This is a genomic window from Amycolatopsis sp. NPDC004079 (assembly GCF_040610415.1).
GTDB classification, from domain to species: Bacteria; Actinomycetota; Actinomycetes; order Mycobacteriales; family Pseudonocardiaceae; genus Amycolatopsis; species Amycolatopsis halotolerans.
The window spans coordinates 1-12,082 of the sequence record NZ_JBEXMH010000128.1; the positions used below are offsets into that span (position 1 = coordinate 1).

Genomic DNA, 12,082 nt, shown 5'->3' on the forward strand with positions numbered 1-12,082 from the left:
CGCTGGTCCGTGAGGGTTCCCCTCACGGACCAGCGCCCCCGGCAGAGTCAGGCAGTCCCGGCCGGAACAAGCAACGCGTTGATCGCAGCCGTACGAATCGTAGTCGCGACACTCTCCGCATCAAGCCCGCTATTGAACTGCGGCACCGAATTAATCATCGAAAACACGGCATGCGTAAGAACCCGATTCTGCGCATCCGACAAATCCGGCCGCAACCGCTCCACCAGTGCACTCCACTCCTCGGCGTAGAGCCGCATCATCCGCCGCATCCGATGCCGCTCCTCCTCTGGAACGTTGTGCTCATTCTTCAGGAAAACCAACGTAGAAGGCACATTCTGAAGACTGCGCGTGACGTGATAGTCGATCATCGCCTCAAGCGCCTTGCGCGGATCAGTCACCTCCGCAGCAGTCTCCCGCGCATTGGCAAGCAGGTCCTTCAGCGGATCCTCAAGCACTGCGATCAACAAGGCCTGCTTGCTGGGAAAATGCCGATACAGCGCGGGACCGGTCACCCCGGCCCGAGCACCGATCATCTCGGTGGTAACCGCATCGAAAGCACGCTCATGGAACAGCTCGCCAGCGACCTTGATCAACGTCTGCCTGCGCGAGGAACGAGGCGACGCGGCGCGAGATGGACTCGTCATGGCTCGAGTCTAGGTGAGGGACCGATAACGTGCCGCCGCATACTCCGCCACCATCCCCGCGACCGCGTTGAGGCAGGCAAATCCCAGCTCAGAAGACATCCCCCGCGGATCGCCAAGCACGCCATCCGGCGCGACCGCCTTAACGCCGCCGGTTAATACCCGCTTGAGCAGCTCGTCGGTCATCGGCTCGGCCAGTCCGGCCGCGGCACGCGAGGTTCGCACCGCCTCCGGCCGAAGCGCGAGCATGACCGAGCTCTCGGCAACGTCGGCATGTCCGCCAACCTGACCGGCCAGGCCGCCGACGGCGGCACGCCAAGCAGCAAGCACCGCGGCCGAGTCGGAGAACGCGACCACCTCCAGCGAAGCAGGCAGCTGGGCAGCGAGCCGCGACTCGATCTCGCTGAGCAGCGGATAGTTCCCGATATGAGCAGAAAAGATCAACACTCGCCGAAACCCATGCACAGCAAGGCTTTCGCAGCAGTCAAAGCAGACCGACTCCAGTGTCGAGGGCCGTAGTGACAGGGTCCCGGCAAACCCGAGATGATGCGAAGAACAACCCACGCGCAGCGTAGGCAAGACGAGAGCATCGCCTAGCCGCTCCGCCACGAGCACACCCAGCCGGTCGGCATGCTCACTGTCGACCGACAACGGCAGGTGCGCTCCATGTTGCTCGGTAGCCCCCAGTGGCAGAACCGCGGTCCGCATGCCGCTCGCGATCGCGTCGGCGATCTCCGGCGAGGTCAGCTGCTCGATCCGCAGTTCACTCATGCGCTCCTCCAGTCAAAGTTAGTGGCAAGTAACACGGTAGCTCCTCAGTGACGCCTTGACCACGCGTCAGCTCAGCCTTATGTTATCGAGCAATAACATTGGACGGAAGGAGCGACCGTGGACTTCATCCTCATGTCCGAGGGCGACACCCCCGTGGGCCTCACCCACGAACACCGCTACCGAGAACTGATCGAGGAGGTGCTGCTCGCCGAACAAGTCGGCTTCGACGCCTTCGGAAGTTCCGAGCAGCACGTGGCCATCGGCACGGCGACGGTGTCCGCGCCGGAGGTGCTCTACCCCTACCTGATGGCGCTCACCAGCAGGATCCGCTTCATCCACCTCGTCACGCTGCTGCCGACACGGATGAATCACGCGCTGCGCGTCGCGGAGCGCATCGCGACCGAGGACATCCTCTCCAACGGCCGCATCGAACTCGGCACCGGCCGCGGCAACACGACGCTCGCGCTGCGGGCGTTCGAAGTGGACCCGACAGAGAACAAATCCCAATGGCGCGAGGGCATCGAGCTGATCCGCCGGGCGTTCCTCGACGACCCGTTCTCGTTCGTGGGCGAGCACTACAAGGTCCCGCCGCGCAGCCTGGTGCCGAAGCCGCTGCAGACGCCGTACCCGCCGATCTCGGTCGCCGCGGGGAGTCCGAGTTCGGTCGAAACCGCGGCGAAGATGGGCATCGGCGCGATCATGGGCGGCTTCTACCTCGGCTACGACCTCGTGGAGAACATGCTGAAGCTCTACGACGAAACCCTGGCCGCGGCCACCCACGACTACCCGATCACGCCGCGCAAGATGGTCCTGGTCAGCGGTGGCATGCACTGCGCCGAGACGACCGCCTTGGCCCGCGAGCAGGCTCGCCCGCTGTTCGAGATGTCCAAGCTGTCCACCGACGCGTTCGGGCGCCTCGCCAAGCTTTCCCAGGACTACGCATACATGGGCGCGGTCAATGACGTCGACTTCAGCGACGAGGAGTACCTGTTCGAGCGTTCGCAGGGCTTCCTCGTCGGCGACCCGGAGCATTGCATCGAGCACGTCCAGCGCTACGCGGACATGGGCGTCGAATCCCTGGTGTTGCGAGTGGACAGTCTTCCGCACGACCAGCTGATGCGGTCGATCGAGCTGTTCGGCAAGTACGTGATCCCGCGTTTCAAGCACCCGCGCAACGTGGTGCGCCCGGCCGACGACGTGCTGGCGGGGATCCGCGCCGCGCGTCCGGCGCACGAGGAGGCGCTGCGCCGGTTCCAGTCCGAGAGCAAGCCCGCAGAGGCGGTCCGATGAGCGGCCTCTACCAGCACGGCACCGGAAATGTTCTCGTCGAGCGGCCGGCCGACGGCGTCCTGCTGATCACCATCAACCGGCCCGAGCGGTACAACGCGCTGCTGATGCCGATGTTCGAAGAGCTGAGCCAGGTCTGGGCCGACGTCGAGCGCGACGACGAGACGCGCGTCGTCGTGGTGACCGGGGCCGGCGACGCGTTTTGCACCGGGATGGACGTCCGTGAACCTGATCCGACGCCGGAAGCGGCGCTCGCGATGCTGGAGGCCGAGCGGCGGCGGATCTCGACCATGCTGCGGATCGAAAAGCCGATCATTTCCGCGATCAACGGTCCTGCGGTCGGCTACGGCCTGTCGACGGCATTGCTCGCTGACATCAGCATCGCCGCCGAAGACGCGGTGTTGATCGAAGGGCACACCAAGGTCGGCGTGACCGCGGGCGACCACGCCGCGTTGATCTGGCCGCTGCTGGTCGGGATGGCCAAAACAAAGTATTACGTGCTGACGTCGGAGAAACTGTCCGGGGCCGAGGCGGAGCGGATCGGGCTCGTGAGCCTGGCCGTTCCCCGCGAACAGGTGCTGCCGCGTGCTTTGGAAGTCGCCGCTCAGCTCGCGCAAGGTTCGCAGCAGGCGCTCCGGTTCACGAAACGCGCGCTCAACATGTGGCTCACGAATGCGTTGCCGCAGCACGAATTGTCCGGCGCGTTGGAGATTCTCGACTTCGCCGGAGCTGATTATCGCGAAGCGCGCCAGGCGTTCCGGGAGAAGCGTCCGCCGGTCTTCCCTTCCGCCGTATCGGCGAATTGAGCGGAGGCGACGTGACCACTGCCTCGCTCAGCGCTGTCCACGTGTCCGATGAAGCGGACGGCGTGGTGGTCTTGACGCTGAGCCGTCCACCAGCGAACGCGCTCAGCAACTCGCTCATCCACCGCCTGACCGCCGCTTTGGAAGACCTTGCCAGCGGTCCGGACGCTCCCGCCGTCGTCCTGACCGGCGCGGGTGACCGGTTCTTTTGCGCAGGCGGCGATCTCAAGGAAGCGGTCGGCTACGACGCCGAGTCGATGGTCGAGCGGATGACGTCGTTCCATGCGCTGCTTTGCGCACTGGAGAAGTTTCCCCGGCCGCTGGTGTGCGCGGTGAACGGCTGGTGTGTCGGCGGCGGGATCGAAATGGCCTTGTTCGCTGACGCGGTATACGCGTCGTCGCAAGCCCGGTTCGTTTTCCCCGAGGTCGACCACGGAATGTTGCCTGCGGTGAAAGGAATCGCCAGGGTGCGTGCGGTTGTGGGCGATCGTGGTGCCCGGCGGTTGTTGCTGGGCGGAGCATCCGTCGACGCGTCAGCGGCGAAAGCGCTGGGCATTGTCGACGAGGTGGTTGCGCCGGGGGAGTTGCTGGAAGTCGCGTCGGCGCAGGCGCGCGCGGCGGCGGCGAAACCGCCAGCGGTGTTCGCGGCCTTGAAACTGGCTTTGCTCCAGGAGACCGCGGCGTGGCCGGACGAGAAACAGTTACAGGTCACGGCCGCCGACGCGCGAACAATTTTCAACGACCCTGCCGCACGAGCTGCCCGGGAGGCATGGAATGGCTGACGTTTCGCACGACTTGGATCCGGCCGTCTTCCGTTCGGCGTTGTCCCGTTTCCCGTCCGGCGTCACGATCGTGACGACCCGGAGCGAGGACGGAACGCTGCACGGATTCACCGCGAGCTCCTTCGCGTCGCTGTCGCTCGATCCGCCGCTGGTGCTCGTGTGTCTTGACCGGGGCGCGACGTGCTTCCCGGTTTTCATGGCGGCTGAACGGTTCGTCGTGAACGTGGTGACTCCGTCGCACGCCGAGCTGGCGACGAGGTTCGCGACGAAAGGCGAGAACAAGTTCGCGTACGGGAGCTTCGAGTTCGACGAGCAGGGCCATCCGCTCCTGCCGGACGCGGCGGCGGTCCTCCACTGTGGACTGGAGCAGGCCGTGCCCGGCGGGGACCACGTGATCCTTATCGGCCGGGTACTCGAGGCACGGACCGGCGTCGAGCTGCCCGTGACGTGGTACCGGGGTGACTTCCTCCACCTCGGCGAGCGTGCCGCGTGAGCGCCGCCGGAGCTGGGCTCGCGGCGGGAAGAGAGGCCGGGACATGGAGCTGACCGAGTTCGAACCGGATCGGACGCTGCCGGGTTTGCTGCTCGATCGCGCCCGCCGCGAACCCGACGCCGTCGCGCTGCGGTATTCGCGCGGCGGGGTCGTGCGGGTGGTCACCTGGCGGATGTATCTGGATCGGGTGCGTGAACTGGCGTTCGGCCTGGTCGTACAGGGCGTGCGGCATGGCGATCGGGTCGCGGTGATGAGCGGCGCGCGGCCGGAATGGGTGTTCGCCGCGTTGGCGGTGCAAAGCGTCGGCGGGGTCGTGATCGGGGTGTATCCGACGAACTCGCCTGCCGAGATCGAACAGGTTCTCGTGCACAGCGAGGCGGTCGCGTTCGTCGGCGAGTCGGAAACGGAGCTCGCCAAGGTCGCGGAGGTCGCGGCGAACACCCCGGACCTGCGGCTCGTTGTCGGAATCGACGTCGCGCCGCCGGATCTGCCGGAGGGGATCACCGGTGCGAGCTGGGACGACCTGCGCTCGGCGGGAGACCTGGACTCTTTGGCCGAGCTGATCGCCGCCACGACGCTCGACGACCCGGCCGTCCTCTTCTACACCTCGGGCTCCACCGGAGTTCCCAAGGGCGTGACGCATTCGCACCGCACGCTCCAGCACGCGATCCAGAGTGTCGTCGGCTTGTACCCGGAGTGCCGGACCGCGCGGCACGATGTGGTCGGTTTTCTCCCGCTGGCGCACGTCGCACCCGCCGTGTTGCTCGTTTTCACTCCGCTGCACACTCGGCTGGTCGTGACTTTCTGCCCCATCGAGGAATACGGCCAGGTGCTGCGCGCGGTACGGCCGACAGTCGTGCTGTGGCCGCCTCGCTTCTACGAGAAGCTCGCCGCTGAGCTGATCGCGCAAGCTGAGTCCTGGAACGGGATTCGGCGCGTGGCCTATCGGATCGCGATGCACCTCGGTCGCCGGATGGCCGAGCGACGCTGGTCCGGCCGACGTGCCTCGGTGCTGTTGAGAATCGCTTACGCCGCCGCGGTTCGCGGAGTTTTCCTTCCGCTGCGGGCAATTCACGGAATGGACCGGCTGCGCGTCGCGTGGACGGCTTCGGCCGCCATGCCGGAGAGCGTCGTGGCGCTGTGGCAGATCTGGGGGCTCGACCTGCGCGAGAACTACGGGCTCACCGAGACGGGAGGGTGTCCCATCGGGCAGTTCGGGCAGCCGTTTCCTCGTCCGGGACGGATCGGCCGGGAATTCCCGGACCCGCGCTTCCAGGTGAGACTGGCGGACGATCGCGAGATGCTGATTCGCGCGCCGCTGCTGTTCAGCGGGTACTGGCGGGATCCTTCGGAAACCGCGGCGGTTTTCGAGGACGGCTGGTTCCGCACCGGCGACCTGATAGAGCGCACGCCGGACGGGGACATTCGGCTGATCGGCCGGAAAAAGGACGTGATCATCACCCGGGGCGGCAAGACGGTCGATCCGCAGCCGATCGAAATCCGGTTGAGGGAGAGTCCGCTGATCGAGGAAGCGATCGTGGTCGGCGATGCCCGGAAGTACCTGACCGTCCTGATCGAACCGAATGCGGCCGTCGGTGCGGAGCTGGCGGGGCGGTTGCGGGCGGAGCTGGACCGGGTCAACGCGGACCTCGCGCGGGTGGAGCAGCTGAAGGATTTCCGGGTGCTGCCGCGGCCGTTGGAGGCTTCGCGAGGCGAGCGGACGGCGAACGGAAAGGTGAAGCGCGCGGCTGTGGTGGATTCCTTCGCCGGATTGATCGGGGAGATGTACGGCGTGGACGACGACGCAGCGATCGCGGACCACGTGCGGCGGCCGCGGCGCTAGGGAGAGGCCACGCCAGGCCGCAGCGGGATTTCCGTCCCGCTGCGGCCGTTTCCTAGGGTTATCGCGGTCCGTAAACCACGACAGTGTTGCCCCAAGGATCGCGCGCCACCGCCCGCACCTCGTGTGGTCCTTGTTCCGGTTGCTGTACAACGGTTCCGCCGCCAGCCACCAACGCAGCCAATGCGGCAGCTACCTCGGCAACCTTGAACGACGCGGCAGGCACCCCGTCCGTGACGTCCTCCTCCGGGCCGACCAGGGCGAGGGTCGTTCCGCCCGCGTCGAGGGCGGCGTAGCGGTCTCCGTCGACGAATTTCGTCGGCAGGCCGAAGGTCTCGGCGTAGAACCGCACGGCTGAGCTGACATCGGCGACCGGGTGCAGCACGTTCCCGATCTTGGCCGGCTTCGGGGAATCGTTCACCAGTCGAGCGTAGCTCGCATTGATCCCGCGGCGGGCGGGTATGCGGGGGAAGAACCCGAGGAAGGGAGCGCGAATGTCTGACGTCCGTGAGTACCTGTCGGAAGTCGAGTACCCGTGCGAGCGCGAGGAACTTCTCCGCCGGGCGGCCGCGAGCGGCGCCGGGGACGACGTCATCGGGCATCTCGGCAAGTTGCCCGAGCAGCGGTACGAGAACGTGGAAGCGGTGCACCGGCTGCTCGGCGACGACATCGACCCGCATGGGTGACGTCAGTCGGCCACGCCTTTCTTCTGGTCGATGAAGGTCTGCCGTTCCGGGGTCACCCGGAGGATGACGCGTTCGGACTTGATCGCTTCCGGCGGATAGTCGCCGCCGGTGTACTTGCGGGCGAGTTCGTCGACCTGCAGGCGGGCCCGTTCGCCGGTCTCGATGCCGGTCACGCGCCCGCGGACCTCGGCGTAGCGGTAGGGGTCCTGCTCGTCGCGGATGAGGACGGTGATCCGGTCGTCGCGGGCGACGTTCCGGTGCTTCGCCCGGTGGGTTTCGGTGTTGAGCACGATTTCGCCGTTCTCGACGTGCACCCAGATCATCTGCGTCTGCAGCCGGCCGCTTGGCAGCACTGTGGTGACCGCGGCGAAGTTCTTGCCGGTGGCCAGTTCTTCGGTTTCGGGCAGCAGTTTCGGGCCGTCGGCGGTGCTGGCGGGCACGGCAACTCCTCACAATCGGCGTCACGGACCGCCGTCCGGGTAGCCCGGCTGCCCGGCGGGTAAACCCGGCGAGGTCAGAGCCAGACCAGTCCGGCGAGGACTGCGACGCCCGCGAGCAGCCAGGCCACATAGTCGCCGACCTGGCCGGAATGCGCGCGGTGCAGCACGGTCAGGGCTTCGTGCAGGGGTTTCGGGGGTCGGTGCCGCGACCACAGTGCGAAGGCGGCGGCGCCGAGGGTCAGTACGGCGGTCACTGCCGCGGACAGCAGGCCGGAGCCGGTCCAGGACAGTTCGGAGACCGTCGTCGGGAGGGACGGCGGCAGCGTGGGCAGGACGTCGTGGAGGTAGCCCGCGCGGTCGACTGCTTGCGCCCCGGCCGCTGCGGCGACGTCGCGGATCCACGGAGCAATTCCAGCGACGAGCGCTAAACCGAGCAGCACGACGATAGCGGCGAGCATCGGTACCGGGGTGCGGCGGATCGGCTGGCCGGTTTCGGGTTCCTCGCCGGAGCCGGCGGTCGTGTCGGCGGAATCGTCGGCGGGCGGCCTGCCGAGTCCGAAGTAGACTCTCAGCCCGGCTCGCAACACCGCTGCGGCGGTCAGCGCGGAGATCACCGCGAACACGACCATCAGCCATTCCGGACCGGCGTGCTCGGCCGCGTCTTTGCCCAGCGCCAGGCCGAACGGTGGCAGCCCGGCGAGTGCGGCCGCGGCGATCAGGAACAGCACCGCTTCCGTCCGCGAATGCGTTGCGCGGCCGAAGAGATCGTCCTCGTCGACGCTGCCGTAGCGGTCCTTCAACACCCCGGTCAGGAGGAAGAGCGCGCCTTTGGCCCCGGCGTGCCCGAGCACCGAGAGGACGAACGCGGCCGTCGCCTCGCCGCCGGTCGCGGCGAGTCCGCACAGGAACAGTCCGATGTGGGCGATGGTCGAGTAGGCCAGCAATCGTTTGAGATGTCGTTGGGTGAAGCAAAGCACCGCGCCGAGCACTGCGCTGGCGATTCCGGCGGTGAGGAAGATCCGGCTGACGGTGGCGTCGTCGAGCACCGAGCCGAAGACCGTGGTGCGGACGCGAAGGACGCCGTAGAGACCGAGTTCGACCATGACGCCGGAGAACAGCACGCACACCGGCGTCGGGGCGACGGCGTGCGCGTCGGCGAGCCAGAAATGGAACGGCACGGTCGCGGCTTTGACCAGCAGTCCGGTGCACACCAGGACAAACGCGGCGATGACGAGCGCGTCCGCCGGACGTCCGTCGAGGGCGACTCCCAGCTGGGCGAGGCCGAGCTGGCCGCTGCGCGCGTAGAGCAGGCCGATGCCCATCAGCGAGAAGTACGCGCCGAGGGAGTTGACGACGCCGAAGTTCAGCGCGCCCTGCACGGAGTCCGCCTCCTCGATGCGGTACCCGGTGAGGGCGTAGGCGACCCCGCTCATCAGCTCGAAGAACACGAACAGCGTGAACAGGTCGCCGGTGAAGAGGAAGCCGAGCATTCCGGTCAGGAAGAGCAGCATCATCGCGTGGTAGCGGGCTTCGACGGCTTCGAAGTAATGCCAGCTGTAGAGCAGCGCGCAGACCGTCAGGAACGCCGCGAGCGCGGCGAAGGTCGTGTTGAGCCCGTCCGCGACGAGCACGATGCCGACCGAGCGGGTGCCTTCCGGACCCTGTCTGCCCAGCCAGGCGACCACTCGCTCGTGGTGCGCCGCGGTCAGCAGGACCACGCACAGTGCGCAGACCGCCGCCGCGGTCACCGTGGCCGTCACGTCGACCACGACGCGGGGGAGCTTGCCGCCGAGGCCGAGCAGCAGACAGGCGGCCAGCAGCGGGACGGCGATGGCGAGTGCGGGCAGGGTCGTCATGGTCAGCCGCGCAGCGCGCGCAGTTCGTCGGGATCGACCGTGCCGTGGCGGCGCGAGATCTGCAGCGTCAGGGCGAGCAGGAGCGCGGTGATGGTCGCCGAGACGACGATGTCGGTGAGCGTCATGGCCTGCACCATCGGATCGACTACCGGCTGCGATTGCCCCTGCGCCACGATCGGGGCAGTAGCCTGGTCCTGGTAGCCGATCGCCAGCAGCAGGACGTAGGTGCCGGATTGCGCGACCGACAGCGACACCACGGTGTGCACCAGGTGCCGGCTGCGCATGATCCCGGCGCAGCCGAGCAGCAGCAGCCAGGCCGCTACGCCGTAGCAGGCCGCCGACACGACGCCGGTCACTGTTCCTCCAGCCCGTGCGCGAAGAACCGCGACAGCAGCACGACGAACCCGGCGGCGACCTCGATGCCGATCAGGACGCTCAGCACCAGGACGGTCCCGGACGAGAGCAGCGAGCCGAATTGGCCGAGTGGCAACACGTTCGCGAGGAACGAGCCGCCGACAGCCAGTCCCATCAGGCCGGTCACGACGTACAGGCCGGTGGCCGCCGCTTCGGCGTATTCGCACCAGTCGATCGGACGCAGCCGGGCGAGTGCGCCGTAGCTGCCGGACAGGTAGAGCAGGTGCCAGCCGGTCGCGAGGACCACGCCGCCCTGGAAACCGCCGCCCGGCGTCAGGTGTCCGTGCAGGACGATGTCGATGCCCAGCAGCACCGAGACCGGCAGCAGCAGGAACCCGGCGAGCTTCACGGCGGGCAGGACGTAGCCGTGGCTGTGCGGTTTCGGTTCTTTCTTGGGCGGCTGCAGCAGCGCGAGCGTGCCGACCACCGCGGCGGCGACGATCGTTTCCTCGCCGAGAGTGTCGAGCGCGCGGAGGTCGAAGTTGATCGAGGACACCAGATTCGGCGTGGCCTCCCGGAAACCCCAGGGCAGCACCAGATCCCGGTAGCCGTGACCGGCAGTCCCGGCCGCTGGCATCCGGGCGAACGCGGCGACGAACAGCGCGGCGACCCCAGCCAGCCCCGCCGTGCCGACGATGTCGCGGGTCCTCATCGCTTGCCCGTTTTTCGCAGGGTCAGCAGGACGAGCAGCGGGACGATGGCCGCGCCGACGGCGAGTTCGGACAACGCGACGTCCGGGGCTTGGAACACTACGAAAAGCACCGTCAGGCACAGGGAAAACACTGTGAGCGTGATCGCCTGCCGTTTCGGGTCGTGCGTCGCGACCACAGCGAAACCGGCCGCTGCGACCAGCGCGAGCGCGACGAGCAGCACGGCGGCTGTCATGCGGGGAGGTCCTCGTCGATCTCGCCCCGGTGGCGGGCTTCGAGCCGGGCGGTGGCCGACTGCAGGATCGGGCTGGTGACCGCCAGCAGCACGACCGTCGCGAGGATCGCGCCCGAGCCGAGCTGGACGCCGTTGACCAGCACGAGCCCGACGCCGATCAGCGGCGCGCCGAGCGTGGTCGCCGGGGCGAGGAAGTGCAGCCGGGTCAGCAAGTCCTTGGCACGCACCAGGCCCACGGCGGAGGCGAGGACGACGAACACCCCGGCGAAGACGAGAATCTGGGCGGCGAGGGTCATCGGGTCCCCAGGAGCCGCGCGAAGACGAGCGTCCCGGCGAAGGCGAGGACGGTCAGCGTCAGCGGGAGGATGACGGCGCTGGACGGGCCGTACGCCTGGATGAGCAGCAGCAGCGTCAGGACGGTGACGGTGCCGGCGAACTGCATTCCGGCCAGCCGTTCGATCGCGGTGCCCCGGGCGGCCAGCCACAGCGCGGTGCCGAGACCGCCTGCCATCAGGAGCAGGGCGGCGAGCAGGAGCCAGGTCATCGCGTCACCTGATCGAGGGTCGGGGAATCGGGAAGCAGCCGGTGGACGACGACGCGGGTGTCGTCCGGCGGGCTGGTTACGACCATCGCGCCGGGAGTGCAGCCGACGACCACCGTTGCGGTGGCGAGCCGTGCTTCGTGTTCCGCGCGCGGTGCGGCTGGGACTGTGACTCTCTCGAACTTTCCAGCGGAGGGCCGTTGGAAGACTGTGCGCAACGCGGCGACGGATTCGCTGACGGCGGCTTTGGGGAGCGGTGCCAGCCAGGTCAGCCAGCTGGCTTTGAGACGCCACGAACCGCGCATCGCCCGGCGCGCGGAGCGGGCGGCGATCGCGCAGACCGCCGCGGCGGTGGCCCCGGCGAGGAGTTCCGGGGCCGACGGGGTGGACAGCGTGAGGGTCCACAGCCCGGTCAGGGCGAGCCACCACAGCGGAATCTCGGTCGTAGCGCGCATCTCTCACCTCGGGCAGGGGCTACCCACTTCGGAGACCGCCCAACCCGCGATGACTCGCCCGGCCCGGTACGCGCCGCCAGAGGTCCGTGAAGGGCTCCTTGAGGGAATAAGATAACCAGCAGGGTCCCCAAACAGAACAGCAGCGGACCCCCCCGGAGCGGGGGTCGGGGAGAAAGGAGGCAGAGCAG

General features: G+C 67.8%; 17 protein-coding genes. 6 read left to right on the top strand and 11 right to left on the bottom strand.

Going from position 1 to position 12,082, the window contains the following annotated elements; all coding sequences use genetic code 11:
- Window positions 1–47 precede the first annotated feature (47 nt).
- Both ABZX37_RS48300 and ABZX37_RS48305 read right to left on the bottom strand, forming a co-directional pair.
- Complete coding sequence (locus ABZX37_RS48300; RefSeq protein WP_354751084.1) at window positions 48–644, bottom strand: TetR/AcrR family transcriptional regulator; 597 nt, start codon at window positions 642–644, stop codon at window positions 48–50.
- A gap of 9 nt (window positions 645–653) precedes the next feature.
- Window positions 654–1,412, bottom strand: coding sequence for a creatininase family protein (locus ABZX37_RS48305; RefSeq protein WP_354751085.1), 759 nt, complete (start codon window positions 1,410–1,412; stop codon window positions 654–656).
- Window positions 1,413–1,529: 117 nt separating this feature from the next.
- Here ABZX37_RS48305 and ABZX37_RS48310 point away from each other — a divergent pair, with 117 nt between their 5' ends.
- From ABZX37_RS48310 to ABZX37_RS48330, 5 genes are read left to right on the top strand one after another with little or no spacing between them, the layout of a single operon-like run.
- Window positions 1,530–2,702 (top strand): LLM class flavin-dependent oxidoreductase, encoded by a 1,173-nt coding sequence (locus ABZX37_RS48310; protein WP_354751086.1) that lies wholly within the window; start codon window positions 1,530–1,532, stop codon window positions 2,700–2,702.
- Complete coding sequence (locus ABZX37_RS48315; protein ID WP_354751087.1) at window positions 2,699–3,505, top strand: enoyl-CoA hydratase/isomerase family protein; 807 nt, start codon at window positions 2,699–2,701, stop codon at window positions 3,503–3,505. Before ABZX37_RS48310 ends, ABZX37_RS48315 begins: the two co-directional genes overlap by 4 nt.
- Before the next feature lie 11 nt (window positions 3,506–3,516).
- On the top strand, window positions 3,517–4,284 hold the full coding sequence (locus tag ABZX37_RS48320) for an enoyl-CoA hydratase/isomerase family protein (protein ID WP_354751088.1): 768 nt from the start codon (window positions 3,517–3,519) through the stop codon (window positions 4,282–4,284).
- Window positions 4,277–4,777: a flavin reductase family protein gene (locus tag ABZX37_RS48325; RefSeq protein ID WP_354751089.1), complete on the top strand. Its 501-nt coding sequence runs from the start codon at window positions 4,277–4,279 to the stop codon at window positions 4,775–4,777. The genes ABZX37_RS48320 and ABZX37_RS48325 overlap by 8 nt, the downstream gene beginning before the upstream one ends.
- Before the next feature lie 43 nt (window positions 4,778–4,820).
- Window positions 4,821–6,620, top strand: coding sequence for an AMP-binding protein (locus ABZX37_RS48330; protein WP_354751090.1), 1,800 nt, complete (start codon window positions 4,821–4,823; stop codon window positions 6,618–6,620).
- Window positions 6,621–6,678: 58 nt separating this feature from the next.
- On the opposite strand, the gene ABZX37_RS48335 is transcribed toward ABZX37_RS48330, so the two are convergent.
- On the bottom strand, window positions 6,679–7,038 hold the full coding sequence (locus ABZX37_RS48335) for a VOC family protein (protein WP_354751091.1): 360 nt from the start codon (window positions 7,036–7,038) through the stop codon (window positions 6,679–6,681).
- 73 nt (window positions 7,039–7,111) lie between these two features.
- Between ABZX37_RS48335 and ABZX37_RS48340 the strand changes: the two genes are divergently transcribed.
- Window positions 7,112–7,303 carry a DUF2795 domain-containing protein gene (locus ABZX37_RS48340; RefSeq protein WP_354751092.1) on the top strand — a complete coding sequence of 64 codons (192 nt, stop codon included), beginning with the start codon at window positions 7,112–7,114 and terminating at the stop codon, window positions 7,301–7,303.
- 2 nt (window positions 7,304–7,305) lie between these two features.
- Here ABZX37_RS48340 and ABZX37_RS48345 read toward each other — a convergent pair whose 3' ends face one another.
- From ABZX37_RS48345 to ABZX37_RS48380, 8 genes are all read right to left on the bottom strand, one after another.
- A complete protein-coding gene (locus tag ABZX37_RS48345) occupies window positions 7,306–7,743 on the bottom strand; it encodes a PPOX class F420-dependent oxidoreductase (RefSeq protein ID WP_354751093.1) in 438 nt (145 codons plus the stop codon).
- A 74-nt stretch (window positions 7,744–7,817) separates the two neighbouring features.
- Window positions 7,818–9,599 (bottom strand): complex I subunit 5 family protein, encoded by a 1,782-nt coding sequence (locus tag ABZX37_RS48350; RefSeq protein WP_354751094.1) that lies wholly within the window; start codon window positions 9,597–9,599, stop codon window positions 7,818–7,820.
- Window positions 9,600–9,601: 2 nt separating this feature from the next.
- Complete coding sequence (locus tag ABZX37_RS48355) at window positions 9,602–9,955, bottom strand: NADH-quinone oxidoreductase subunit K (RefSeq protein ID WP_354751095.1); 354 nt, start codon at window positions 9,953–9,955, stop codon at window positions 9,602–9,604.
- Entirely contained in the window at window positions 9,952–10,665 is a 714-nt protein-coding gene (locus ABZX37_RS48360) for an MnhB domain-containing protein (RefSeq protein ID WP_354751096.1), read from the bottom strand. The genes ABZX37_RS48355 and ABZX37_RS48360 overlap by 4 nt, the downstream gene beginning before the upstream one ends.
- On the bottom strand, window positions 10,662–10,898 hold the full coding sequence (locus ABZX37_RS48365) for a DUF4040 domain-containing protein (protein ID WP_116204707.1): 237 nt from the start codon (window positions 10,896–10,898) through the stop codon (window positions 10,662–10,664). The genes ABZX37_RS48360 and ABZX37_RS48365 overlap by 4 nt, the downstream gene beginning before the upstream one ends.
- The gene (locus ABZX37_RS48370) at window positions 10,895–11,194 is read right to left on the bottom strand and encodes a monovalent cation/H(+) antiporter subunit G (RefSeq protein ID WP_354751097.1); all 300 of its coding nucleotides are present in this window, start codon (window positions 11,192–11,194) and stop codon (window positions 10,895–10,897) included. The genes ABZX37_RS48365 and ABZX37_RS48370 overlap by 4 nt, the downstream gene beginning before the upstream one ends.
- On the bottom strand, window positions 11,191–11,442 hold the full coding sequence (locus ABZX37_RS48375) for a monovalent cation/H+ antiporter complex subunit F (RefSeq protein WP_354751098.1): 252 nt from the start codon (window positions 11,440–11,442) through the stop codon (window positions 11,191–11,193). Before ABZX37_RS48375 ends, ABZX37_RS48370 begins: the two co-directional genes overlap by 4 nt.
- Window positions 11,439–11,894 (bottom strand): Na+/H+ antiporter subunit E, encoded by a 456-nt coding sequence (locus ABZX37_RS48380; RefSeq protein WP_354751099.1) that lies wholly within the window; start codon window positions 11,892–11,894, stop codon window positions 11,439–11,441. The genes ABZX37_RS48375 and ABZX37_RS48380 overlap by 4 nt, the downstream gene beginning before the upstream one ends.
- Window positions 11,895–12,082: the final 188 nt, after the last annotated feature.